General features: G+C 67.9%; 21 protein-coding genes and 1 pseudogene. 12 read left to right on the forward strand and 10 right to left on the reverse strand.

What is annotated here, in order from left to right; all coding sequences use genetic code 11:
- Nucleotides 1-4 precede the first annotated feature (4 nt).
- The 10 genes and pseudogenes from ACSQ9A_RS35130 to ACSQ9A_RS35175 all read right to left on the reverse strand — a co-directional run bounded on the left by ACSQ9A_RS35130 (nt 5) and on the right by ACSQ9A_RS35175 (nt 8,810).
- Entirely contained in the window at nt 5-1,633 is a 1,629-nt protein-coding gene (locus ACSQ9A_RS35130) for an ABC transporter ATP-binding protein (protein ID WP_436307370.1), read from the reverse strand.
- Nucleotides 1,633-2,556, reverse strand: a complete 924-nt coding sequence (locus ACSQ9A_RS35135) for an ABC transporter permease (RefSeq protein ID WP_436307371.1) — start codon at nt 2,554-2,556, stop codon at nt 1,633-1,635. Before ACSQ9A_RS35135 ends, ACSQ9A_RS35130 begins: the two co-directional genes overlap by 1 nt.
- Before the next feature lie 10 nt (nt 2,557-2,566).
- Nucleotides 2,567-3,523, reverse strand: a complete 957-nt coding sequence (locus tag ACSQ9A_RS35140) for an ABC transporter permease (RefSeq protein WP_436295090.1) — start codon at nt 3,521-3,523, stop codon at nt 2,567-2,569.
- A gap of 160 nt (nt 3,524-3,683) precedes the next feature.
- The gene (locus tag ACSQ9A_RS35145) at nt 3,684-5,306 is read right to left on the reverse strand and encodes an ABC transporter substrate-binding protein (RefSeq protein ID WP_436307372.1); all 1,623 of its coding nucleotides are present in this window, start codon (nt 5,304-5,306) and stop codon (nt 3,684-3,686) included.
- Between the two features lie 40 nt (nt 5,307-5,346).
- Nucleotides 5,347-6,639 carry an NAD(P)/FAD-dependent oxidoreductase gene (locus ACSQ9A_RS35150; protein ID WP_436307373.1) on the reverse strand — a complete coding sequence of 431 codons (1,293 nt, stop codon included), beginning with the start codon at nt 6,637-6,639 and terminating at the stop codon, nt 5,347-5,349.
- Nucleotides 6,640-6,661: 22 nt separating this feature from the next.
- Entirely contained in the window at nt 6,662-7,327 is a 666-nt protein-coding gene (locus tag ACSQ9A_RS35155) for a haloacid dehalogenase type II (protein WP_436307374.1), read from the reverse strand.
- Between the two features lie 237 nt (nt 7,328-7,564).
- The gene (locus ACSQ9A_RS35160; protein ID WP_436307375.1) at nt 7,565-7,921 is read right to left on the reverse strand and encodes a cupin domain-containing protein; all 357 of its coding nucleotides are present in this window, start codon (nt 7,919-7,921) and stop codon (nt 7,565-7,567) included.
- 40 nt (nt 7,922-7,961) lie between these two features.
- Nucleotides 7,962-8,473: pseudogene (locus ACSQ9A_RS35165) on the reverse strand (aldehyde dehydrogenase family protein).
- Complete coding sequence (locus ACSQ9A_RS35170; protein ID WP_436307785.1) at nt 8,374-8,625, reverse strand: hypothetical protein; 252 nt, start codon at nt 8,623-8,625, stop codon at nt 8,374-8,376. The pseudogene ACSQ9A_RS35165 and the gene ACSQ9A_RS35170 overlap by 100 nt, the downstream one beginning before the upstream one ends.
- Before the next feature lie 56 nt (nt 8,626-8,681).
- Nucleotides 8,682-8,810 carry a hypothetical protein gene (locus tag ACSQ9A_RS35175; protein ID WP_436307376.1) on the reverse strand — a complete coding sequence of 43 codons (129 nt, stop codon included), beginning with the start codon at nt 8,808-8,810 and terminating at the stop codon, nt 8,682-8,684.
- A gap of 36 nt (nt 8,811-8,846) precedes the next feature.
- Here ACSQ9A_RS35175 and ACSQ9A_RS35180 point away from each other — a divergent pair, with 36 nt between their 5' ends.
- From ACSQ9A_RS35180 to ACSQ9A_RS35235, 12 genes are all read left to right on the forward strand, one after another.
- A complete protein-coding gene (locus ACSQ9A_RS35180; RefSeq protein ID WP_436307377.1) occupies nt 8,847-9,725 on the forward strand; it encodes a GNAT family N-acetyltransferase in 879 nt (292 codons plus the stop codon).
- A 5-nt stretch (nt 9,726-9,730) separates the two neighbouring features.
- Nucleotides 9,731-10,666 (forward strand): 2-hydroxyacid dehydrogenase, encoded by a 936-nt coding sequence (locus ACSQ9A_RS35185; protein WP_436307378.1) that lies wholly within the window; start codon nt 9,731-9,733, stop codon nt 10,664-10,666.
- Between the two features lie 144 nt (nt 10,667-10,810).
- The gene (locus tag ACSQ9A_RS35190) at nt 10,811-11,164 is read left to right on the forward strand and encodes a DUF2946 family protein (protein ID WP_436307379.1); all 354 of its coding nucleotides are present in this window, start codon (nt 10,811-10,813) and stop codon (nt 11,162-11,164) included.
- A gap of 136 nt (nt 11,165-11,300) precedes the next feature.
- A complete protein-coding gene (locus tag ACSQ9A_RS35195) occupies nt 11,301-13,457 on the forward strand; it encodes a TonB-dependent siderophore receptor (RefSeq protein ID WP_436307380.1) in 2,157 nt (718 codons plus the stop codon).
- A 19-nt stretch (nt 13,458-13,476) separates the two neighbouring features.
- Complete coding sequence (locus ACSQ9A_RS35200) at nt 13,477-14,241, forward strand: ABC transporter ATP-binding protein (protein ID WP_436307381.1); 765 nt, start codon at nt 13,477-13,479, stop codon at nt 14,239-14,241.
- Nucleotides 14,238-15,665, forward strand: coding sequence for an ABC transporter permease (locus ACSQ9A_RS35205; RefSeq protein ID WP_436307382.1), 1,428 nt, complete (start codon nt 14,238-14,240; stop codon nt 15,663-15,665). Before ACSQ9A_RS35200 ends, ACSQ9A_RS35205 begins: the two co-directional genes overlap by 4 nt.
- Nucleotides 15,662-17,020: a DUF3526 domain-containing protein gene (locus ACSQ9A_RS35210; protein WP_436307383.1), complete on the forward strand. Its 1,359-nt coding sequence runs from the start codon at nt 15,662-15,664 to the stop codon at nt 17,018-17,020. The genes ACSQ9A_RS35205 and ACSQ9A_RS35210 overlap by 4 nt, the downstream gene beginning before the upstream one ends.
- Before the next feature lie 149 nt (nt 17,021-17,169).
- Nucleotides 17,170-18,573 carry an aspartate aminotransferase family protein gene (locus ACSQ9A_RS35215; RefSeq protein ID WP_436307384.1) on the forward strand — a complete coding sequence of 468 codons (1,404 nt, stop codon included), beginning with the start codon at nt 17,170-17,172 and terminating at the stop codon, nt 18,571-18,573.
- Nucleotides 18,574-18,638: 65 nt separating this feature from the next.
- The gene (locus ACSQ9A_RS35220; protein ID WP_436307385.1) at nt 18,639-19,133 is read left to right on the forward strand and encodes an Lrp/AsnC family transcriptional regulator; all 495 of its coding nucleotides are present in this window, start codon (nt 18,639-18,641) and stop codon (nt 19,131-19,133) included.
- A gap of 492 nt (nt 19,134-19,625) precedes the next feature.
- Nucleotides 19,626-21,107, forward strand: coding sequence for an aldehyde dehydrogenase family protein (locus ACSQ9A_RS35225; RefSeq protein ID WP_436307386.1), 1,482 nt, complete (start codon nt 19,626-19,628; stop codon nt 21,105-21,107).
- A gap of 42 nt (nt 21,108-21,149) precedes the next feature.
- On the forward strand, nt 21,150-21,683 hold the full coding sequence (locus tag ACSQ9A_RS35230; protein WP_436296956.1) for a cupin domain-containing protein: 534 nt from the start codon (nt 21,150-21,152) through the stop codon (nt 21,681-21,683).
- A gap of 20 nt (nt 21,684-21,703) precedes the next feature.
- Nucleotides 21,704-23,029: an NAD(P)/FAD-dependent oxidoreductase gene (locus ACSQ9A_RS35235; protein WP_436307387.1), complete on the forward strand. Its 1,326-nt coding sequence runs from the start codon at nt 21,704-21,706 to the stop codon at nt 23,027-23,029.
- The last annotated feature ends 27 nt before the right edge of the window (nt 23,030-23,056 follow it).

Consider the following 23,056-nt stretch of genomic DNA (forward strand, 5'->3'; position numbering starts at 1 on the left):
TCTTTCATGTTGCGAGGGCCGTCTTGCGGTCCATGTCGTCCAGCCAGCCCTGGCGCAGCTCGGGCACCGAACGGGCCAGCAGTTCGTAGTAGGGGTGGTGCGGCCCGCGCTCGTAGTCGCAGCGCGCCACCTGCGCGAGCTTGCGGCCGTGCTGCATCACGACGATCTCGTCGCACACCGCGCGCACCGTGTGCAGGTCGTGGCTGATGAACAGGTAGGACACGCCGAGCTCGCGCCTGAGCTCCGCCATCAGGTCGAGCACCGCCGCGGCGACCACCGTGTCGAGCGCGGAGGTCACCTCGTCGCACAGGATCAGGTCCGGCTCGGCCGCGAGCGCGCGTGCGAGGTTGACGCGCTGCTTCTGCCCGCCCGAGAGGCCGCCCGGCAGGCGGCCGGCCACCGAGTGCGGCAGCTGCACGAGCTCCAGCAGTTCGCGGATGCGGCGTTTCAGCGGCTCGCCGCGCATGCCCTTGTAGAACTCGAGCGGGCGCGCCAGGATGCGCTCGATGGTCTGCGACGGGTTGAGCGCCGTGTCGGCCATCTGGAACACGATCTGGATGCGGCGCAGCTCGTCGCGGTCGCGCTGCTGCAGCGTCGGCTTGAGCTCGCGGCCGCGGAACAGCACGCTGCCATGGCTGGGCTTCAAGAGGCCGGCGACGGCCCGCGCCAGCGTGGTTTTGCCCGAGCCCGACTCGCCGATCACGCCGATCGCCTGGCCGCGGTGGAGCTTGAGGTCGATGTCCTGCAGGATCGGCATGGCCGGACGCCCCTGCGCATCCACCGGGCCGTAGCCGGCCGAGAGCTGCTGCACATGGAGCAGCAGCTCGGGGTCGTCGTTCGCCGCCTTGCCCGATTCGCGCGTTGCCGGCCGCGCCGCGGCCAGCAGGCACTTCGTGTACTCGTCGGCCGGCGCCGTGAGGATGGCTCCGGTCGCATTCAGCTCGCGCATGTGGCCGTTGCGCAGCACCAGGATGTGGTCCGCCATCTGCGCCACCACAGCGAGATCGTGGCTCACGTACACCGCGGTGGCGCGGCGCTCGCGCACCACGCGGCGGAAGGCGCGCAGCACCTCGATCTGCGTGGTCACGTCGAGCGCGGTGGTCGGCTCGTCGAGGATCACGAGCTCGGGGTCGCCGATCAGCGCCATCGCGGCCATCAGCCGCTGCAGCTGGCCGCCGGAGACCTGGTGCGGGTAGCGCGCGCCGATGGTTTCCGGATCGGGCAGCGCCAGCTCGCGGAAGAGCTGCACCGCCTTCGCCTCGGCCTCGGCCCGCTTGCACAGGCCGTGGATGACGGTCGGCTCGACCACCTGGTCCATGATCGTGCGCGAGGGATTGAAGGAGGCGGCCGCGCTCTGCGCGATGTAGGAGACCGTGCGCCCGCGCAGCGCGCGCTGCTGCGCCGCATCGAGCGCCAGCACGTCGGTGTCGCCGATCTGCACCCGGCCGGCCGAGATGCGGCAGCCGTGGCGCGCATAGCCCATCAGCGCCAGCGCGGTGGTGGTCTTGCCGGAGCCCGACTCGCCGATCAGCGCCAGCACCTCGCCGGGCTGCACGGAGAAGCTCAGGCTGTCGACCAGCGTGTTCGCGCCGGCGCAGATGCTCAAGCCCTGGACGGTGAGTGGTGCGCCCATCAGCGTGCTCCTCTTTCGCGGGCGGTGCGCCCCGGCAGGTTGTCGATGACGAGGTTGACCGCGATGGTCAGGCTCGCGATGGCCAGCGCCGGCACGATCACCGAGGCGCCGCCCATGGCCAGCGCGCCGATGTTCTCGCGCACCAGCGAGCCCCAGTCGGCCGCCGGCGGCTGGATGCCCAGGCCGAGGAAGCTCAGGCTCGCCAGCAGCAGCACGACGTAGACGAAGCGCAGGCCCAGGTCGGCCAGCATCGGGCCGACGATGTTGGGCAGGATCTCGCGCAGCATGATGTAGAGCGTGCCCTCGCCGCGCGTGCGCGCCACGGTCACGTAGTCGAGCGCATTGATGTTGACGGCCAGCGAGCGCGCCATGCGGTAGGCGCCCGGCACGTAGATGATGCCCGCCGTGACCACCAGCATCGGCACCGAGGAGCCGAAGCCCGCCACCATGATGAGCGCGAACATCTTGCTCGGGATCGCGGTCAGCGTGTCCAGGCCGCGGCTGAGCACCGCGTCGATCCAGCGGCCGCTGGCGGCGGCCAGCAGCGCCAGCGTGGTGCCGGTGCCGCTGGCCAGCAGCGTGGCAAACAGCGCGACGCCGATCGTGTAGCGCGCCCCCTCGATGATGAGTGCCAGCATGTCGCGGCCCAGGTAGTCGGTGCCCAGCCAGTGCTTCGCGCTGATCGGCGCGAAGACGTTCGAGGTGCCCATGGCCGCCGTGCTGTGCGAGAGCAGCCAGGGGCCGAGCAGCGCTGCGAGCAGCCAGAACAGCAGTACCGCGAGGCCGAGCAGGCCGGAGGGGCCGAAGCCGCCGAGCCGGCGCAGCGGGTTGCTTCGACGCTCGGGTGGCGGGGCCGCGACGGAAGCCATGGCGTTCACGGCCGAGGTGGAGGTGGAGGTGGAGGTGGAGGTGGAGGTTTCCATGGAACTGGCCTCAACGGTGCCGCAGCCGCGGGTTGGCGAGGATGCCGCAGATGTCGGCCGTCGTCACCAGGATCAGGTAGGCGCAGCAGAAGATCATGGCGCAGGTCTGCACCAGCGGCATGTCGCGCTGCGAGACGCCGTCGACCATCAGCTTGGCGATGCCCGGGTAGTTGAAGATGGTCTCGACGATGATCACGCCGCCGAGCAGGTAAGACAGGCTCAGCGCCACGGCGTTGGCGATCGGCCCTACCGCATTGGGCAGCGCATGCGCCAGCACCATGCGCATCGGCGAGGCGCCCTTGAGCCGCACCATCTCGATGTAGGGCGCCTCGAGCTGGTCGATCACCGCGGCGCGGGTCATGCGCATCATCTGCGCGACGATCACGCAGCACAGCACCAGCACCGGCATGGCGAAGGCGCGCAGCAACTGGCCCAGCGACTCGATGTCGTTGACGAAGGAGAGCGCCGGCAGCCAGCGCAGCTGGACCGCGAAGACCAGCACCGCGAGGGTTGCGACCAGGAACTCCGGCACCGACACCACGCCCACCGCCGTCGTCGAGGCGGCGCGGTCGAACCAGGAGCCGCGCCACACCGCCGAGGCGATGCCGAGCGCGAGCGCGATCGGCACCGAGAACAGGGCCGTCACCGCCGCGAGCAGCAGCGAATTGGGCAGCCGGCTGGCGACCAGCTCGGCCACCGGCATCTGCGTCGTGGCCGAGCGGCCGGGGTCGCCCGTCACCATACCGAGAAGCCACTTCGCGTAGCGTTGGGGCGCCGGCACGTCCAGGCCCATCTGCGCGCGCAGCGCGGCGACCGCCTCGGGCGTGGCGTCCTGGCCGAGCTGCTCCTGCGCGGCATCGCCGGGCAGCACCGCGGTGATCGAGAAGACGATCACCGACACCGCCAGCAGCGACAGCAGCGCCAGCGCGATGCGCTGGGCGAGAAGCTTCAGGATTACATGGTTCATCTCGGTGCTCCTTGGCGCTTTGCGCCGTTCGCGACAGATGGAACCGACGCCGCCCGTTCGGGAAACGCCGCGGAACCGGCGTTGATGGGCCGCTGGTGTTGCCTCCGGTGAGAGAATTGACAGCGCGCGGAGTGCGCCAAGCCTGGGGAAGAGTTCATGCTCAGGCCTCGAGCCAGACGTTTTCGGCGAAGTTGTAGCCCATCAGGCCGCCAACCGGGATCGGCGACAGGCCCTTGAGCTTGGACGTATGGCCGTCAATGCTCGCAAGGAACATCGGGATGCCGATGCCGGCGTCCTGGTGGATCATGGTCTGCATGTCGGCGTACATCTGCTTGCGCTTGGCCAGATCGGTTTCGGCGCGCGAGGCGAGCAGCAGCTGGTCGAACTTCTCGCTCTTCCAGCGCGACTCGTTCCAGGCCGCACCCGACTGGAAGAACTGCGTCAGCAGCACATCGGCGCTCGGGCGCGGGTTGACGTTGCCGAATCCGACATGGCTGTTGAGCCAGTGGTTCGACCAGTAACCGTCGGCCGGCATGCGCTTAAGCTCGAGTTCCAGCCCGGCGCGTTGTGCGGTTTGCTGCAGCATCAGCGCGATCTCCACCGAATAAAGCGCTGCCGGCGATGCCACTACCGGCACCTTGCCCGTGACGCCAGCCTTCTTGAAATGGAACTTGGCCTTGTCAAGATCGAAAGGACGCTGCGGCAGGCCGGCAAAATGGAACCGGTTGGTCGGGTCGATCGGCTGGTCGTTGGCAACCACCGCGTAGTCGAGCGCAATGGTCTTCTTCATTTGCTCGCGGTCGAACAGGTGCTTCATCCCAAGCACGAAGTCCGCATTGGTGCCGGGACCCACGTCCTTGCGCATCACGAGATCGGAGTACTGGCCGGACTGGGTGACGAAGATGCCGAAGCCGGGCGTGCCCTTCACGCGCTCGACCGAGCGCGGATTGACTGAGCCCACAAGGTCCATGCCGCCCGACAGCAGCGCGTTGACGCGCGCGCTCTCGTCGCCGATGCCAACGAACTCGATCTCGTCCAGATAAGGCTTTCCGGGCTTCCAGTAGGCGTCGTTGCGCACCACCAGCGAACGCACGCCGGGCTTGAACTCCTTGAGCTTGTAGGGGCCGGTGCCGATGCCGGCGTTGAAGTCGGTGGTGCCTTCCTTGACGATCTGGAAGTGGAATGTGCCCAGGATCACCGGCAGGTCGGCGTTCGGCGCGCTCAGCACGAAGGTCACTTCGTTCGGGCCGGTGGCCTTGGCGCTGTCGATCTGGTCGGCGAGCACCTTGGCCTTCGACGCCGTGGCCGGGTCCTTGTGGCGCATGACCGAGAACACCACGTCGGCCGGCGAGAGCGGCTTGCCATCGTGGAAGGTCACGCCCTTGCGCAGCGTGAAGACCCAGGTCTTGGCATCCTTGGTGGCGAACGATTCGGCCAGCGCGGGCTGCGGCGTCAGGCTGCCGTCCAGCGAGGTGAGGCCGTTGTAGATCATGTTGCAGCGCGAGTAGTCGGTCTGGTTCGACTGCTTGGCCGGGTCGAGCGTGTCAGTGGCAGCAGCAGTCGCGCCGGCCACGCGGATGCGGCCGCCCTTCCTGGGCGTCTGCGCATGCGCGGACATCGCCGCGCCCGCAATGCCGCCGGCCAGCGTGGCCTGCATGCCGCCGGCCATCAGCATCGCGAGGATGTCGCGCCGCGAGGCGCCGCGCTTCAGCGACTCCATCACGCGAAGGCTTTCGCCGGGACCGACGAGCTTCTCGAAGCTCTTGTTGCTGCTGCTGTTCATGGGGTTGTCTCCTCTTGGTGGGTCGATAAAAAAATGGCGCTCAGGCCAGCCTGTCCTTGAGCGTGTAGTAGAGGCCCACCGCCGGCAGGAACCACGGCGGGCCGAAGTGACCGGGGATCGCGGGCCAGTTGCGGCCCTGCCAGGGGTTGGCGAGCGCGTCTCCGCCCATCACGGCCGCCATGCGCTGGCCCATGTGGACCGACATCTGCGTGCCGTGGCCGCTGTAGCCCATCGCGTAGTAGAGGCCATTGCGTTCGCCGGCGTGCGGCAGGCGGTCTTGGGTCATGTCGACCAGGCCGCCCCAGCAGTAGTCGAGCCTCACGGCGCCGAGCTGCGGGAAGGTCTCGGCCAGTCCCGCGCGCAGGATCTCGCCGCTTGCGGCATCGGTCTGCGGGCTCGAGACCGCGAAGCGCGCGCGCCCGCCGAACACCAGCCGGTGGTCGGCGGTGAGCCGGAAGTAGTGGTGGATGTTGGCCACCGTCACGTAGGTGCGCCGGGCCGAGAGCAGGGCCTGCGCGCGGTCGGCGCCGAGCGGCTCGGTGACGACGATGAAGCTGCCGATCGGCACGATGCGGCGGCGCAGCCAGCCGAAGCTGCCATAGCCGCCGTGGCGCGTGGCGCCCGTGGCCAGCAGCACCTGCTGCGCGCTGACGGTGCCGCGCTCGGTGTGCAGCCGGTGCGCATGGCCTTGGCCCAGGCGCTCGAGGCGGCGCACGCTGGTGCCGGTGTGGATCTGCGCGCCGCTGCGCTCGGCCGCCGCGGCCAGGCCCTGGGCGAAGCGGCCCATGTGCATCTGGCCGCTGCGTTTGTAGAGCAGGCCGCCGTGGAAGCGCTCGCTCTGCACCTCGGCGTGCACGCGCGCCGCGCCGAGGATCTCGACCTCGCTGTCCACGCCGTCGGCGATGAGGCGCTCGGCACTGCGCTCCAGCGCGGCCATCTGGTTCGGACGTGTGGCGAGCTTGAGCTTGCCGTGGCGCAGGAAGTCGCAGGCAATGCCCTCCTCGCGCACCAGCTGCGCCACCGTGTCGACGGCGTCGTCATAGGCCCGGTACCAGGCTCGGGCACGTTCGGAGCCGAACTTTGCGGCCACCTCGGCATAGTCCACTGCGAGCCCGTTGTTGACATGGCCGCCGTTGCGGCCCGAGGCTTCGGCCGCCACGCGCTCGCCGGCCTCCAGCACCGCCACGGTGGCGCCGCGCTTGGCCAGCGCCAGCGCCGCCGACAGGCCCGTGAAGCCGCCGCCCACGATCGCGACATCCACCTGCGCCGGCAGCTCGCACGAGCGCGGCACGAAGGCGGGCGCCGAATCGGTCCAGTAGGAGTCGAGCTTCATCGCGTACGGTGCTTGCAACGGATCAGAGACCGACCACGCCGGGGAGGCCGCCAATGTCCTTGATCTCGACGTAGCGGTAGGCCGGATTGCCCGGGCCGTGGCCGCGGTTGACGAAGACCTTGTTGACGATGCCCAGGTCGTCCGCCGACATCAGGTCGTAGCGCAGGCTGGAGGACACGTGCAGCACGTCCTCGGGGTTGCAGCCCAGCGAGTCGAGCATGTATTCGAAGGCCTGCAGCCGCGGCTTGTAGGCCTGGGCCTGCTGCGCGGTGTAGACGCGGTGGAAGGGCGCGCCGAGCAGCGCCACGTTCTTCTGGATCTGGCTGTCCGAGGCGTTCGAGAGGATCACCAGCGGAATCTCCTTGGCGATCTTGGCCAGGCCTGCGGGCACATCCTCATGAGGAGTCCAGGTCGGCACCGCGTCGTAGTACTTCTGCGCTTCGTGGTCGAAGTACTGGATCTTCCACTTCTTGCAAAGCCGGCGCACTGCGTTCTTCAGCACCACTTCGTAGGGCTGCCAGTCGCCGAGCACCTCGTCGAAGCGGTAGGCGCTGAAGTCGGCGATGAACTGCTCCATCTGTTCGGCCGGAATGCGGTCAGCAAAGATGTCGCGCGTAAGTTCGCCCATGCGAAAGCGCGTGAGGGTGCCGTAGCAGTCGAAGGTGATGAATTTGGGACGGAAGCTCATGGTCTCTATTCCTTGAATGACAGATGAAAATGCGACAAGCTCATGACGAAGCGATTGCAGCACGCAGCAGTGCCGCGGGTGTACGGAAATGCGGCGCCCGGCACACGAAAGCTGCGGTTTGGAGGGGGTGCGGCGGCATGCCATGCGGTCCGCCCCTCGCGTGTGCAGCCACGCACCTCGGTGCGCTGCGCAGAAGTCGATAAGCACGCTTTTGAAGCGGCAGCGGCTGCGTCATGCTCAGGCCATGATCCACACCTTGCGCACGGTCTCGAGGGTGCGCCAGGTGCCGGTGTAGCCGGGCTTCATGATGAAGCAGTCCCCGGCCTTGTAGGTCACTGGGGGCTGTCCGTCCTCGGTGATCTCGACCACGCCGGACAGGATCAGGCAGAACTCCCAGGTCTCGCCCTTGATGGAGCGGTTCACGCCGGGTGTCGACTCCCACACGCCAGCGCGCACCTTGTCGTCCTTGGCGCTGTCGACGTCCCAGTTGCGGCACACGATGTCGCCTTCGATGACGCGTTCGGCCGGCGGCCGGTACTCGCGCGGTTCGCCGAGTTGGTCGAAGTTGAAGTTGATGAGCAGATTCTTTGACATGAAAAGTGGACTCTCAGGAGGGTGGAACACGACCCAGATGCTATGTTTGGGCGTTCCCGCGTGGGTGCCGAAGCCGATGCCGAAAACGGTGACAAATGCGCGATTGGCTGCGCGGCAAAGCGCAATCTGCTTGCGCGGGCAATGCGTGAGACTGCCGCCATCCGTTGGAGAAGTCGTTGCCTGCCACCAATGCCGGGCCGACCTTGGTGACGGCCTGCGTGATCGGGAAGTTCCAGTGCGCGATGGTCGCAACGACGCCGTAGGGCTCGCCGATCACCAAACCCAAGTGGTCGCTGCGGGTCGCCTCCACATCGCCGCCCAGCTTGTCTGCGCTTCTGCAATGAATCTCAGGCAGTCGGCAGCGTAGGGAATGTCCACCGCCAAGACATCCTTGAAGGGCCGTGCTGAGCCCAAGGCTTCGATCCGGGCAAGCTCGTCGCTATGGGTCTCGATCAGGTCAGCCCAGCGCCGCAGTATCCGGGGGCGTGCACGGGCGCTCCCGTAACCCGGTCCGAAGTCTGGAATGCGGCCTGCGCATTGCTCACCGCGCAATCGATGATGGCTGCAGCAGCGATCGGTACCTCGGCATAGACCCTCCCATCGGATGGACGACGAACCTCCAGCACGTCACCCTCGCCATTGACCAGCACACCCCCGATGAAGTGTCCGTTCGGAAAGGAGGTCTTGTTGGGGCCGGAAATCAAGCATGTTCAAGTCCGGGTCGAAGCTTTGCATGGCGATCGATGCTAAGGAGATTGGCTCAGCATTTGTATGCGTAAGCAGGCCCGCCGCCGCAGCGAATTGCAAAACAGGCGCGCTTTGCAGGCGAAGCTTGCGAGTTGCGAAAGAGCGCGAATTCGGTCTGGCGAAAGGCGAGGATGTCGTCCAAGATGAGCTGCCCTTTTGCTCGCACGAAGACCTGCCGATGCCCGCCCAGACACTGAACGCACCCGCTCTCGACGGCGTGGTGCTGAGACCGATGACCGCTGCCGACCTGTCGCTCGCGCACGCGTTGACTACCGAGCTGCGCTGGCCGCACCGCCCCGCGGATTGGGCGCAGGTCTTCGCCCATGCCGCGGGCATCGTTGCCGAGCGCGACGGGGAACTGGTCGGCACCGCCCTACGCTGGCGGTGGGGCGATCGCCACGCCAGCATCGGCCTCGTGATCGTGTCGCCGGCCTGCCAGGGGCGCCGCCTCGGCCACCGGCTGATGAGCGCGCTGCTCGAAGAGCTCGAGGATTGCACGGTGCTGCTGCATGCCACCGCCGAAGGCCGAGGTCTTTACGAGCGCCTGGGCTTCGTGCGCACTGGCGAGCTGCGGCAGCACCAGGGCGTGGCCCACCCGGCGCCGCTGGTCGCGCTGCCCACGGGCTGGCGCCTGCGGCCCGCCGGCCAGAGCGAGGCGGCATCGCTGCAGGCGCTCGATGCCGCGGCACGCGGCATGCCGCGCGATGCGCTGATCGCGGACCTGCTCGCCGCGTCCGATGCCTGCGTGGTGCTCGACCACGACAACGCGCCGCGCGGCTTTGCGATGCTGCGGCGCTTCGGGCGCGGGCACGCGATCGGTCCGGTGGTGGCGCCCGATGCCGAAGGCGCGAAGGCGCTGATCGCGCACCTCGCCGGGATGAACGCTGGAAACTTCACGCGCATCGACATCGACTTCGCCAGTGGTCTGGCCGAATGGCTGGAGAGCATCGGCCTGCTGCGCGTGGATGCGCCGACGACGATGGTGCGCGGCGCGCCGCTCGCCAAGGCGCCGGATGGTCCCGCGCTGTTCGCGATCGTCACGCAGGCCGTGGGCTGAGTTCGATGGGCACGACCACCTTTCTCTACAAGTCCGATCCGGTGCGCGGCCGCCAGTGGGCCGAGGTGTTCGGACGCCGCGCGCCCGGGATCGACTTCCGCATCTGGCCCGACATCGGCGACCCGGCGCAAGTGCGTTTCCTAGCGGCCTGGGAGCCGCCGCCGAATCTGGCCGAGCGCTTCCCTAACCTGGAGGTGCTGTTCTCTTCCGGCGCCGGTGTCGACCAGTTCGACTTCGCGGCGCTGCCGCCGGACTTGCCGGTGGTGCGCATGGTCGAGCCCGGCATCGTGCAGGGCATGGTCGAGTATGTGACGCATGCGGTGCTCGGCCTGCATCGCGACATGCCGCGCTACCGGCGCCAGCAGCAGGAGGGCCAGTGGCGCCCGCTGCCGGTGCGGCCCGCGGGCGAGCGGCGCGTCGGCGTGCTCGGGCTCGGCTCGCTCGGCCAGGCGGTGCTGGCGCAGCTTGTCGGCCTGGGATTCGATTGCGCGGGCTGGAGCCGCTCGCGGCACGCAGTCGACGGCGTGCAATGCCATGCGGGCGCCGATGAGCTGCCGGCCTTCCTCGCGCGCACCGAGATCCTCGTGTGCCTGCTCCCGCTGACCGATTCGACGCGCGGCTTTCTCGATGCGCGGCTGTTCTCGATGCTGCCCGAAGGCGCGGACCTGGTGCATGTCGGGCGCGGGCCGCAACTCGTCGAAGCGGATCTGCTGGCCGCGCTGGCGAGCGGCCGCATCGGCGATGCCGTGCTCGACGTGACCGACCCCGAGCCGCTGCCGCCGGCGCATGCCTTCTGGCGCCATCCGAACATCCAGCTCACGCCGCACATCGCGAGCGTGACCCAGCCCTTGAGCGCGGCCGAGGTGGTGCTGGACAACCTGCGCCGCTTCGAGGACGGCGAACCGATGCTCGGCCTGGTCGATCGCGCGCGGGGATACTGAGGAGATGCAGGGACCTCAACGCGACAACGAGCAGCGCTGGGAGCAAGAGCGTGCGTGCTATCCGGCGTAGCAATCTCGACACCTTGGCGCGTGCGGCGACGCCGGCGTTTGCGGACGTATGATTCCGGCCCTCCAGCCCCATCCATGCTCCTGCGCCACGTATTGATCCGATTCCTGCTCCTGGCCGTGTTTTTCAACACGGCCATGGGCATGCCTGCGCACGAAGCAGTGCATCTGCAGAACGCCGCGGCAGCGGCGGCGGCACTGCCGGCCCCGCAGGCGAGCGACGATGCCGCGGAGCATGACCAGGAAGCGGATGGCGCGTGCGCGTGGTGCCTGGCCTACGCACATCTGGGCACGGCGCTGAGCTCGCCATCGGCCGCGCGTGCGCTGCCGGTGAACGCCGGTGTTCCACCACCGCGAGCACTGCTGGCCTTCGTCCCCAGCCCCGGCCATTGGCCTTTCGCCTCGCGCGACCCGCCTCGCCCCGTCGCCTGAAGCCCGCCGTTACGGCGGCAACTTCGCCCGCTCCGCAGTCCCGTCGCCCGGCGTGAGTTCACGTCTGGGCGGCGTGCGCCCCGGCCGCTGCCGGGCAAGACCCTGCGCGGTCCTTTCTGTCCTGCCGAGACTCCTCATGATTTCCATGCAACGCCCTGGGGCGAGTGCGCCCTTTCCTCTCGCCCTCGCGGTCGCAGCATTGTTCACCCACCCTGCGATCGCTCAATCTTCCGACTCCCCCGCGGAGACCAGCCAGTTGTCCACGGTCGAAGTGGTCGGCCGCACCGAGTCCGGCGCCTATCACGCCGACGAAGCGGCCGGCGCCAAGACCGACTTGCCGCTACGCGAGCTGCCCCAGTCGGTACGCATCGTCACGCGCCAGGCCATCGACGATCTCGGCGCGACCAAGCTCGACGACGTGCTCGACTACGTCGGCGGCGTCTCGCGCCAGAACAATTTCGGCGGCCTCTGGGACAACATCGCCATCCGCGGCCTGCCCGGCAACGAGAACACCGGCATGGCGACGCTGCTGAACGGCTTCTCCTCGAACCGCGGCTTCAACGCCCCGCGCGATCTGGCAGGCGTCGAACGCATCGAGTTCCTCAAAGGGACGGCGGCCGCTCTCTACGGCAGCAGCGAGCCTGGCGGAACGCTCAACATCGTGTCCAAGCGGCCGCTCTGGAAGGCGGCCCATTCCGTCGAAGGCTATCTCGGCAGCTACGGCCTCAAGCGCGGCGCGTTCGACAGCACCGGCCCGATCGGCGAGAACTTCGCCTACCGGCTCAACGTCGCAGTGGAAGACCGCGACAGCTTTCGCGACCACGTGAGCGCCGAGCGAGGCGTGATCGCGCCGGCTTTCACGTGGAAGCTCGGCCGCGACACTGTGCTGGAGTATTCGGGGGAGTTCCTGCGGCACGCCACGCCGCTGGACCGCGGCGTGGTCGCCATCAACAACCGCCTCGGCGCGATCCCGCGCAGTCGCTTTCTGGGCGAGCCCGCGGACGGCGACGTGACGGTGGAGAACCAGACCCACCAGTTCATCCTGACGCACGAATGGAACTCGGCGTGGCGCAGCCGGCTGGGCCTGTCTTACCGCGAGACTTCGGTGAACGGCTTCTCGACAGAGGCTTCGGCTCTGCGCGCAGACAACGCCACGCTCACGCGCCAGCGACGCTTCCGCGACTTCGACTCGGACGACATCACCTTGCAGGCCGAGCTGCAGGGCAACGTGAAGACCGGCGCCATCGAGCACGAGCTGCTGTTCGGCCTGGAGAGCTTCCGCTTCAGCATGGACTCGCTCATGCTGCGGGCCAATCCGACGACGGCTCGGCCCTATGCAATCAACATCTACAACCCGGTCTATGGCCAAGCCCAACCGGTGCCGGGGCGCAACACCGACACGCTGGAACACCAGCGCAACACCGCGCTCTACGTGCAGGACGCGATCAAGCTCGCGCCCGAATGGCGCCTGGTCGCCGGCGCGCGCGTGGACAACTACCGCCAGTCGCTCGAGAACCGCATCACCGGCACCACCGCCCGCCAGGATCCGTCGTCGACCTCGCCGCGCATCGGCTTCGCCTGGCTGCCGGCGCCGCAATGGACCGTCTACGCGAACGCCGGCCGCTCGTTCCGCCCCAACGTCGGTTCCGACTTCGCGGCCCAGGGCTTCGAGCCGGAAACCGGCCGCGCGCTCGAGCTCGGTACCAAGTGGGAAAGCGCGGACAAGCGCATGGGTGCGACCGCCGCGCTGTTCGACATCCGCAAGCGCAACGTGCTGACTGCCGACCCCGTCAACACCGGCTACTCGATGGCCGCCGGCGAGATCCGCAGCCGCGGCCTCGAATTCGACTTCGCGGGCCAGCTGACGACGAACTGGCGCCTCAATGCCAGCCTGGTGCTCAACGACGTGGAGATCGCGAAGGACAACACGCTGGAAGTCGGCGGTCGACTGCTCAACGTCCCCCGTGTCAACGGCAGCTTGCTCGCGGTCTACGAGAACGCGCTTGCCAACGGGCAGCGCTATGGCATCGGCGGCGGCGTCACGCACGTGGGCAAGCGGCTGGGCCAGGCCCGCACGCAGGCCGAAGCCGATGCCGCGACGCCCGCCTTCGATCTGCCGAGCTACACCACCGCCAAGCTGGTCGCCTACTGGCGCATCAACCCCAGCCTGCGCGCGACGCTGGACGTCGACAACCTGTTCGACACCACCTACTACAGCAGCTCTTACAGCCGCCTCTGGGTGACGCCGGGCACGGCGCGCACCATCACCATCGGCTTGCAAGCCAAGTTCTGAACGCGAGCGAATGCAGACCATGCCCTTGACCGACCTTCCACCGCCGCGCGCTGTGACCGCGCCCCATCCTGCCCTCGAAGCCGCCGGTGTGGTCGCCGGCTACGGTGCCCACACCATCCTGCACGGGTTGGACCTCAGGGTCGAAGCCGGTGAAATCTATGCGCTGCTGGGTGCCAACGGCGCCGGCAAGACCACCACGCTGAGCCTGTTCCTGGGCTTCGTGCAGCCCGGGCGTGGTCGCGTGCGCGTGAACGGCACCGACCCTGTGGCCGACCCGACGTCTGCGCGGCGCCAGCTCGCATACATCCCCGAGAACGTGGCGCTCTACGAGCATCTGAGCGCGCGCGAGAACGTGGCCTACCTGCTCGACCTCGCGGGACAGCGCGCCAGTGTGCAGGCGATCGACGAGGCCCTCGCATGCGCCGGCCTGGAAGCTGCGGCGCACGGGCGGCGCGTATCGGGGTTTTCCAAGGGCATGCGCCAGAAGGTGTCGATCGCGCTGGCGCTGGCGCGCAAGGTGCCGGCGCTGCTGCTCGACGAGCCCACCTCCGGCCTCGACCCGCAGGCCACGGCCGAATTCAACCGCCTGCTGGGGCTGCTGCGTGCACAGGGGGTGGCCATCCTCATGGTCACGCACGACCTGCTCAGTGCCGCCGACGTGGCGGATCGCATCGGCTTCATCGACGGTGGACGGCTGGTCGAAGAAGTCGCAGCGTCGGGCCCGGAGCGTTTCGATGTGCGCGCACTGCACCGGCGCTACGCCGGCCAGGAGGCGCAGCAATGAGCGCCGTGCTGCGCATCGCGCGCGAGGAGTGGCGCCTGCTGCGGCGCGACCGCGTTGCCGTGCTCGGGTTGACCTTGCTGCTGCTGCTGACGGCCGTGGCCGCATTCACTGCTTGGGAACAGCGCCGCACCACGGACGCCGAGCGCGCGCGTCACCAGACGCAGGTGGACCACGAGTTCGAGGCCCAGCCCGACCGGCACCCGCACCGCATGGTGCACTACGGGCACTTCGTGTTCCGGCCGCTGAATCCGCTGGCGGCTTTCGATTCCGGGGTGGATGCCTACACGGGCCACACGCTCTTCCTCGAAGGACATCGGCAGAACAGCGCCAACTTCGGCGACGTGCGGCAATCTTCGCTCCTGCTGCGCTTCGGCCAGCTCACGCCGGCCTTCGTGCTGCAGGTGCTGGCACCACTGCTGCTCGTCTTCGTGGGCCATGCGGTCCTGGCGCGCGAGCGCGAGTCGGGCACGCTGCGCATCCTGCTGGCCCAGGGCGCAAGACCGCGCCAGATCGCGGCGGGCAAGCTGCTGGCCCTCTGCGGCGTGGCCGCGCTGGCCCTGCTGCCGGCGCTGCTGGCGCTGACCTGGATCGGCGCGGCGACATCGGCCCCAGGGAGCTTGGTCGTCGCGTTGGCGGCGGGCTACGGGCTGTGGCTGCTGATCTGGGCCGTCGGCATCGCCGGCTTGTCGACGTGGTTCGCGCGCGGGCGCGATGCGCTGGTGGCATTGCTGGCGGTCTGGGCGGTCAGCGTCGTGCTCGTGCCGCGCCTGGCGCCCGAACTCGTGGCCTCATCCCTGGCACTGCCCACGCGCTTCGAGACTGACATCGCGGTGGCGCGCGACCTGGCGGAACTAGGCGACAGCCACGACCCCGATGATCCCTACTTCGCGGACTTCAAGAAGAAGGTGCTTGCGCAGTACGGCGTCTCGAAAGTCCAAGATCTTCCCGTCAACTACAAAGGCCTGCTGGGCATGGAGGGCGAGCGGCTGACCAGTGCGCTCTTCGAGCATTACGCCAACGCCGGCTTCGAGCGCCAGGACGCACAGTTGCGCCGGATCGACGCCTTCGCATGGTTGAGCCCGGTGATCGCGCTGCGGCGCCTCTCCATGGCCGCCGCAGGCACCGACCTGCAGAGCTACCGCAGCTTCGTCGAGCAGGCCGAGCACCATCGCTATCGACTGGTGCAGGAACTCAACCGGCTGCAGGCCGAGAAGCTCAGCTTCGCTGGCGACCGGTCCAGCCGCGACAGCCGCATCAGCCACGCGCACTGGCACGACTTTGCCGAGTTTCGCTACGAAGCCGCACCGCCCATCGACGCGCTGCGCCGTGCGGCGTCAGCCGCAGGTGTGCTGCTGCTCTGGCTGGCGATGCTCGCGGGTCTGTTGGGACTGGCAGCGCAACGCCTGGGAAGGATCAAGCGATGAGCTGGCTCGCCCATGAATGGCGCCTCCTGGCGCGCTCGAGACTCGCTGTGACTGCGCTGGCATTGCTGCTGGTTCTGTCGGCCGTGGCCGTCATTTGCGGCGCCCGCGAAGTCGCGCGCCAGCAGCAGACGATTGCGCGTCTGGCCGAGCTACAGCAACATGATCTGGCTGCGCATGCGCGCAAGTACACCCACGGCGGCGATCCCGGCTCCGCCGCCTATTACAGCTTCCATGGCACCTGGGATGCACCGTCTGCCACGGCCTTCCTTGCGCTCGGGCTGCGCGATGCCGCACCCTATGTGCTGCGCGTGCGCGCACTGGCGCTGCAGGCTCAACTGCACGAAGGAGAGAGTTTCAATCCCGAGCTGGCACTGGCCGGACGCTTCGACTTCGGTTTCGTGCTGGTGTACCTGGCGCCTCTGTTCGTGATCGCCTTGTTGTACGACCTCGTTTCGGGCGAACGCCGGTCGGGCCGGCTGGGTACGCTACTGGCGATGTCCGGCGCCGGTCGGCGCCTGTGGCTGCGCCGTGCAGGGCTGCGCGTGGCGCTGGTATTCGCTTGCCTCGTGCTGCCGGTGCTGGGCGCAGGGCTGAGCAGCGGCACCGCAACGACAGCCCTGGCCACGGCACTCCTGGTCACGGCGGCCTACCTGGCGTTCTGGGGCGGCTTGGCGCTGATCGTGGCGACACGAAGCGGAAGCTCTGCCGCCAACGCAACGGCGCTCATGGGCTGCTGGGCGGTGTTGACCTTGGTCCTGCCCACCATCGCCAACGCCGCGCTTGCGCGCGCCGTCCCGGTGCACCAGGGCGTGGAGCTGATGCTGGCGCAGCGCCAGGCCGTGCATGGCGCGTGGGACCTGCCACCAGAGGCCACGATGGAGAAATTCTTCCGCACGCATCCCGAATGGAAGCACACCGCGCCGCTGCCTTCGGGCTTTCACTGGAAGTGGTACTACGCCTTTCAGCAGCTCGGCGACGAGAGCGTGGCGCCGCAGGTGGCGGCTTATCGCGAAGGCTTGCTCGCGCGCCAGCGCTGGACCGCACGCCTGGGTTGGCTGCTGCCGGGCGTCGGTGTGCAGGCCGCGCTGCATCGCCAGGCCGATACCGATCTGCAGGCGCAGCTCGCGTATCAGGATCGCATCGCAGATTTCCACGCGCGGTTGCGGACCTACTACTACCCGTACTTGTTCGACGACGTGCGCTTCGGTCTCCGCGACTTCGCCGCCCAGCCGCGCTTCAGCCCTTCGGCCAGGTCCGCGGAGACACCTGCGGGTCAATTGCCGGGACTCGTGCTGATGGGCATATGGGCCTTGGTGCTGGGCGTGGCCGCCACCGGTCGAGTGCGACCGATGTGAACGCCCGTGACGTACGCGCGACGGCACGATCTGCTGTAGCGACTCGCACAACCGCAGCCTGCTTTGCGCAAGGCCCTCAATGCAGCACCCGCGCGAGGGGCACGCGGCCTAAGCTTTTGGACATCCAAAGGCCCGACCTCAGCCCCACCATGACACACCCCACCGCATTACCCCACCAAGCCGCGCTCGACGCGATCGACCGCGCGCATCTGATCCATCCCGTCTCGCCCTGGCGCGTGCACGAGCAGCGCGGCCCCACCGTGCTCGCCTCGGGACGCGGCGCGTGGCTCACCGATGCCAGCGGCCACGAACTGCTCGACGCCTTCGCCGGCCTCTGGTGCGTGAACGTGGGCTACGGACAGGAGAGCGTGGTGCAGGCCGCGGCCGAGCAGATGCGCCGCCTTCCCTATGCGACGGGCTACTTCCACTTCAGCAGCGAGCCGGCCATTCGCCTGGCAGAGAAGCTGGTGCAGATCACGCCGGCATCGCTGACCCGCGTGTACCTGACGCTCGGCGGCTCCGAGGCGATCGATGCCGCGGTGCGCTTCATCGTGCAGTACCACAACGCGATCGGCAAGCCGTCGAAGAAGCAGTTCATCGCGCTGGAGCGCGGCTACCACGGCTCCTCGTCCACCGGCGCCGGCCTGACCGCACTGCCGGCCTTCCACCGCGGCTTCGACCTTCCGCTGCCCACGCAGCACTACATCCCGTCGCCCTACGCGTATCGCCATGCGGACGGCGCCGACCCGCAGGCGCTGATCGCAGCATCGGTTGCCGCATTGCGCGCCAAGGTGGCCGAGCTGGGCGCGGATAACGTAGCCGCCTTCTTTTGCGAGCCGATCCAGGGCTCGGGCGGCGTCATCGTGCCGCCCAAGGGCTGGTTGAAAGCCATGCGCGAGGCCACGCGCGAGCTCGGCATTCTCTTCGTCGTCGACGAGGTCATCACCGGCTTCGGCCGCACCGGCCCCATGTTCGCGTGCGAGGCCGAGGGCGTGGAGCCCGACCTGATGACCATGGCCAAGGGCCTGACCGCCGGCTACGCGCCGATGGGCGCGACGATGATGTCGGAGCAGGTCTATGCGGGCATTGCCGACGGCGTGCCGGCGGGCGCGTCGGTCGGCCACGGCGCCACGTACTCCGCGCACCCGGTCAGCGCCGCGGTCGCGCTGGAGGTGTTGCGCCTCTACGAGGAAGGCGGCGTGCTCGCCAACGGCCAGCGCGGCGCGGCCCATTTCGGGGCCGGGCTCGACGCGCTCTGCGCGCACCCGCTGGTGGGCGATGCGCGCCACCGCGGTCTGCTGGGTGCGTTGGAGCTGGTGAGCGACAAGGCGAGCAAGCGCGGCTTCGATGCCGCACTGGGCTTGTCCGACCGCATCTTCGCCGCGGGCTACCGCAACGGCCTGGTGTTCCGCTCCTTCGGCGACCACATCCTCGGTTTTGCGCCTGCACTCACCTTCACCGAAGACGAGTTCGCCCAGATGTTCACGCGCTTGAAGAAGACGCTGGACGAGGTGCTGGCCGCGCCCGACGTGCGCGCCGCATTGGCCGGCTGAGCGCGCCTGCGCAAACCAGGACCGACGCACGCAGAATCGGGGCATCTCTCCTACCCGGCGCCGCCATGTCAGAAGCTTTCAAGATCGACCGACTCGATCTGCGCATCCTGGCGCAGCTGCAAAAGAACGGGCGCATGACCAACGTGGACCTGGCCGATGCAGTGGGCCTGTCGTCCAGCCCCTGCCTGATGCGCGTGAAGCGGCTGGAGCAGGCAGGCTACATCGCCGGCTACGGCGCGCACCTGCGGCTGGAAAAGCTCGGCGACACGCTGACCGTGTTCACCGAGGTCACGCTGCAGGACCACCACCGCGAGGACTTCGCACCTTTCGAGGCCGCGATCCGCGAGGTCGACGAGGTGCTCGAGTGCCACCTGATGAGCGGCGGCTACGACTACCTGCTGCGCTTCCTGACGCGAGGTGTGAACCACTACCAGGAAGTGATCGAGGAACTGCTCGAACGCAACATCGGCATCGCGAAGTACTTCAGCTACATCGTGATCAAGTCGCCCTTCATCAAGACGCATTGTCCGATCGGACGGCTGTTTCCCCACCCGCGCTGAGAGGCGCGCCTTCGTTCCGTCCATACCCGCCACTGCGCTGACGGGCGACTGGCGCAGCCGCGGTTGACGGGCGACTACCACACGTACTTGTTCAAAGAAATGCGCTTCGGTCCCGGCGACTTCGCCAGCCGAACGCTTCAGCCGGTCCACCCGGTCGGCGGAGACACCTGCGGGTCAAGCGCTGGGACTGGTGCTGATTGCGTACTGGCTTGGTGCTGGGGGCGCAACCGGTCGAGTGCGTCCGATGTGAAGGCCTCTGACGTATGCACGACGGCAGCATCTGCTTTGGCGAGTCGCACAACCGCAGTCTGCGTTGTGCAAGACCCTCATTGAAGCACCGGCGCGAGGGGTGTGCAGCCTAAACTTTTGGACATCCAAAGGCCCGACCTCAGCCCCATCATGACGCACCCCACCGCATTAACAAGCCTCCGTGGCCACGCCTTTACGGATGGCAATGAACAACCCTCACGTCTTTTCCAAAAGGCCGACTCCATGAACTCCTCCATCATCGAGCACCTCAGGAGCGCTGGCCGCCTGGATCGCATGTTCATTGGCGGCGAGTGGGTCGTGCCTCAGGGGCAAGCTCAAACCTCTGTCATCGATCCGTCGACGGAGGAGCCTGTCGCAGAGATCGCGCTGGGCAGTGCAAGAGATGTCGCTGCAGCCGTGGCTGCGGCGCGGGGCGCCTTCGCGACCTGGTCCGTGAGTTCTGCCCAGAGCAGGGCCTTGCTTCTCGATCGCGTCCACTCCCTGATCCTCGAGCGCGCAGAACTGTTCGCTCAGGCGATCTCGTTGGAGATGGGCGCTGCCATCGGCTTTGCGCGCAGCACACAGGTGCCGTCTGCGGCCGAGCACATCCGCGTGGCCCGCGACAATGCGCGCAGTTATGCGTTTGTCACCCATCGCGGGGACATGGCCATCATGCGCGAGGCCATCGGCGTGTGCGGCCTGATCACACCCTGGAACTGGCCGCTCTACCAAATCACCGCCAAAGTCGGCCCCGCCCTGGCAGCGGGCTGCACGGTCGTTTTGAAGCCCAGCGAGCTGTCGCCCCTGAGCGCCTTGCTCTTTGCCGAGGTGATGCACGATGCCGGCATCCCGCCGGGTGTGTTCAATCTGGTGAATGGCAGCGGACCGGAGGTGGGCGCTGCCTTGGCGGAGCATCCCGACGTGGACATGATCTCGATCACCGGTTCGACGAGGGCCGGCGTCCTGGTAGCCCAAGCGGCGGCCCCGACAGTGAAGCGCGTGGCCCAGGAACTCGGCGGGAAATCTCCCAACGTGATCCTGCCGGATGCGGACCTCACGCGTGCCGTACCGGCAGGCGTGGCGGCCGGCTTCCGCAACGTCGGCCAATCCTGCAGCGCGCCGACTCGCATGATCGTGCCCCGCGCCCGCCTCCAGGAGGTCGAACGGATCGCGCTCGAAGCGGCATCCAGCATCGTCGTGGGCGATCCGCGTTCGCAGCAAACCACGCACGGCCCGGTGGCGAATCGCGCGCAGTTCAATCGGGTGCAGGAAATGATCGGCATCGGAATCGCCGAAGGCGCGCGGCTCATTTGTGGCGGCCTCGGGCGGCCAGAGGCTTTAAGCCGCGGCTTCTACTGCCGTCCGACCATCTTCTCCGCGGTGCAGCCTCGGATGCAGATCGCGCAGGAGGAGATCTTCGGGCCGGTGCTCGCGTTGATCCCCTACGACAGCGTGGACGAAGCTGTGGACATTGCCAACGACACCGTCTATGGCCTGGGCGCCCATGTGCAAGGCAAAGACCTTGCCGCAGCGCGCGCCGTCGCGGCGCGCATCCGCTCCGGGCAGGTGCACATCAATTATCCGGCCTGGAACCCCCATGCCCCCTTCGGTGGCTACAAGCGCTCGGGAAATGGCCGCGAATACGGCATAGAAGGTTTCGAGGAGTACCTGGAAACCAAGGCCGTTCTTGGCTTCCAGGATGCCTCGGCACCCAGTGCCATTTGACAGACTTTCAGTGAAAACATCGCGCATCGCGCAGGAGCAATCATGACCGTGGCCTTAGTGCTGCATCGCGCCGACGGCGCACCCGTTTCAACCTCCTTCCGCAGGACGGCGTTCGGCAAGGACGACCCCTTTCCGCGGCATCGGGAGATCGCGTGGGAAGGACCGGGTTCGATGAGCGCAGGCCGAATCAGCTTCATCGGTGAGCTCGAAGTCCCGAGCTTTCCCCACACCGAGACCATCGTCGTCATGGCCGGAGAGCTCAGCCTGACGGCGGCCGGCGCGACACCGCTCGTGCTCCGCCCCGGTGAAGGGGCCGTCATCGCCCGCGGCACGGCAGTTCGCATACTGGCCCGATCGCGCACGCTGTTCGTGTTCTGCGCCGCAGCGGCAGAGGGGCCGAACAACCCCGGCATCACGCCGCTGCGCGCCGGCAGCGTGCGGTTCGCAGCCCCTGATGGAAGCGTCCTGTCGGTGGGAACGGGCGATGCGCTGTTCGTACCCCAGGGCGCACCGATCGGATGGGAAAGCAGTGATCGCGTGGCGAAGTTCTACGTGGTCCAAAGCGTCCAGGCTTGAATCGACGAGCGAGATTCATCATGTCCCCTCCGCTGCACCATATCAACACTTCCCCCAAGCTGCCGGCCTCCGCTGACGTCGTCGTGATCGGCGGCGGCATCATCGGTGTCTTTACCGCCTACTACCTGGCCAAGCGCGGCGTTTCAGTCGCCTTGGTCGAAAAGGGCAGGATCGGCGCCGAGCAGTCGAGCCGCAACTGGGGCTGGTGCCGGCAGCAGAACCGCGACGCGCGCGAACTGCCCATGGCGAGCAAGAGCCTCGATCTCTGGGAACGATTTGCCGCCGAAAGCGGTGAAGACACGGGTTTTCATCGCTGCGGGCTCTTGTATCTCAGCAACGACGAGGCCGAGCTGTCTCGTTGGTCCAGCTGGCGTGATTTTGCGAAGACCGCCGGCGTGACGACCTACATGCTCAACAGCCGGCAGGCCGCGCAGCGCGGGCAAGCGACTGGCCGCGCCTGGAAAGGCGGCGTCTTCTCGCCCACCGATGGCACCGCCGATCCTGCCAAGGCTGCGCCGGCCGTGGCAGCCGCGCTCATCAAGCTCGGAGGCAGCGTTCATCAGAATTGCGCGGCCCGCGGCATCGAGACGGAAGGCGGACGGGTCAGCGGCGTCATCACGGAAGCCGGGGTCATCAAGACCAGGACCGCCGTGCTCGCCGGTGGCGCCTGGGCCTCCTCGTTCTGCCGGCAGCTCGGCATCCGTTTTCCCCAGGCCTCGATCCGCCAATCCATCCTGAGCGTGTCGCCTGTGGAGCATCGCTTGCCGGATGCCCTGTTTACGGCGGGCGTGTCCGTCACGCGCCGCAACGACGGACGCTACGCACTGGCCATCAGCGGCCGCGCACGCGTGGACGTGACGCCACAGTTCATGCGATTCGCCCCGCAGTTCGTGCCCATGTTCGCCAAGCGCTGGCGCAGCCTTCTTCCGGGAGGCCTGGAAGGCGTTCGCGGCGGCCACGAAACGCTGAAGCGGTGGCGGCTCGATGCGCCGACCCCGATGGAGCGGGTGCGCATCCTCGATCCGAAGCCCTGTTTGTCCACGGTCAGGGAGACCCACCGCCGCGCTGTCGAACTCCTGCCTGAACTGCGCGAAGCAAGGATCACGGACGCCTGGGCCGGCTTTGTCGATAGCACGCCGGATGGTGTTCCCGGCATCGGCGAAGTGCCGTCCATCCCGGGCTTCATCCTGGCTGCGGGCTTTTCGGGACACGGCTTCGGCATCGGTCCTGGCGCCGGCCACCTGATCGCGGACCTGGCCAGCGGTGCCGAACCGATCGTGGATCCCGTACCGTACCGGCCCGAGCGGTTCAGCGGCTCAGCATGGGGCAAGGTCGCTGATTTCTAGGCCGCGCACAGCATCGCGGTAACGGGC

The sequence above is a fragment of the Variovorax sp. LjRoot290 genome, assembly GCF_964253985.1.
Taxonomy (GTDB): Bacteria; Pseudomonadota; Gammaproteobacteria; order Burkholderiales; family Burkholderiaceae_C; genus Variovorax.

Coding starts and splice junctions, on each gene's coding strand:
- ACSQ9A_RS35130 (WP_436307370.1), bottom strand. CDS start 1,633: ATGGGCGCACCACTCACCGTCCAGGGCTTGAGCATCTGCGCCGGCGCG.
- ACSQ9A_RS35135 (WP_436307371.1), bottom strand. CDS start 2,556: ATGGAAACCTCCACCTCCACCTCCACCTCCACCTCCACCTCGGCCGTG.
- ACSQ9A_RS35140 (WP_436295090.1), bottom strand. CDS start 3,523: ATGAACCATGTAATCCTGAAGCTTCTCGCCCAGCGCATCGCGCTGGCG.
- ACSQ9A_RS35145 (WP_436307372.1), bottom strand. CDS start 5,306: ATGAACAGCAGCAGCAACAAGAGCTTCGAGAAGCTCGTCGGTCCCGGC.
- ACSQ9A_RS35150 (WP_436307373.1), bottom strand. CDS start 6,639: ATGAAGCTCGACTCCTACTGGACCGATTCGGCGCCCGCCTTCGTGCCG.
- ACSQ9A_RS35155 (WP_436307374.1), bottom strand. CDS start 7,327: ATGAGCTTCCGTCCCAAATTCATCACCTTCGACTGCTACGGCACCCTC.
- ACSQ9A_RS35160 (WP_436307375.1), bottom strand. CDS start 7,921: ATGTCAAAGAATCTGCTCATCAACTTCAACTTCGACCAACTCGGCGAA.
- ACSQ9A_RS35180 (WP_436307377.1), top strand. CDS start 8,847: ATGCCCGCCCAGACACTGAACGCACCCGCTCTCGACGGCGTGGTGCTG.
- ACSQ9A_RS35185 (WP_436307378.1), top strand. CDS start 9,731: ATGGGCACGACCACCTTTCTCTACAAGTCCGATCCGGTGCGCGGCCGC.
- ACSQ9A_RS35190 (WP_436307379.1), top strand. CDS start 10,811: ATGCTCCTGCGCCACGTATTGATCCGATTCCTGCTCCTGGCCGTGTTT.
- ACSQ9A_RS35195 (WP_436307380.1), top strand. CDS start 11,301: ATGATTTCCATGCAACGCCCTGGGGCGAGTGCGCCCTTTCCTCTCGCC.
- ACSQ9A_RS35200 (WP_436307381.1), top strand. CDS start 13,477: ATGCCCTTGACCGACCTTCCACCGCCGCGCGCTGTGACCGCGCCCCAT.
- ACSQ9A_RS35205 (WP_436307382.1), top strand. CDS start 14,238: ATGAGCGCCGTGCTGCGCATCGCGCGCGAGGAGTGGCGCCTGCTGCGG.
- ACSQ9A_RS35210 (WP_436307383.1), top strand. CDS start 15,662: ATGAGCTGGCTCGCCCATGAATGGCGCCTCCTGGCGCGCTCGAGACTC.
- ACSQ9A_RS35215 (WP_436307384.1), top strand. CDS start 17,170: ATGACACACCCCACCGCATTACCCCACCAAGCCGCGCTCGACGCGATC.
- ACSQ9A_RS35220 (WP_436307385.1), top strand. CDS start 18,639: ATGTCAGAAGCTTTCAAGATCGACCGACTCGATCTGCGCATCCTGGCG.
- ACSQ9A_RS35225 (WP_436307386.1), top strand. CDS start 19,626: ATGAACTCCTCCATCATCGAGCACCTCAGGAGCGCTGGCCGCCTGGAT.
- ACSQ9A_RS35230 (WP_436296956.1), top strand. CDS start 21,150: ATGACCGTGGCCTTAGTGCTGCATCGCGCCGACGGCGCACCCGTTTCA.
- ACSQ9A_RS35235 (WP_436307387.1), top strand. CDS start 21,704: ATGTCCCCTCCGCTGCACCATATCAACACTTCCCCCAAGCTGCCGGCC.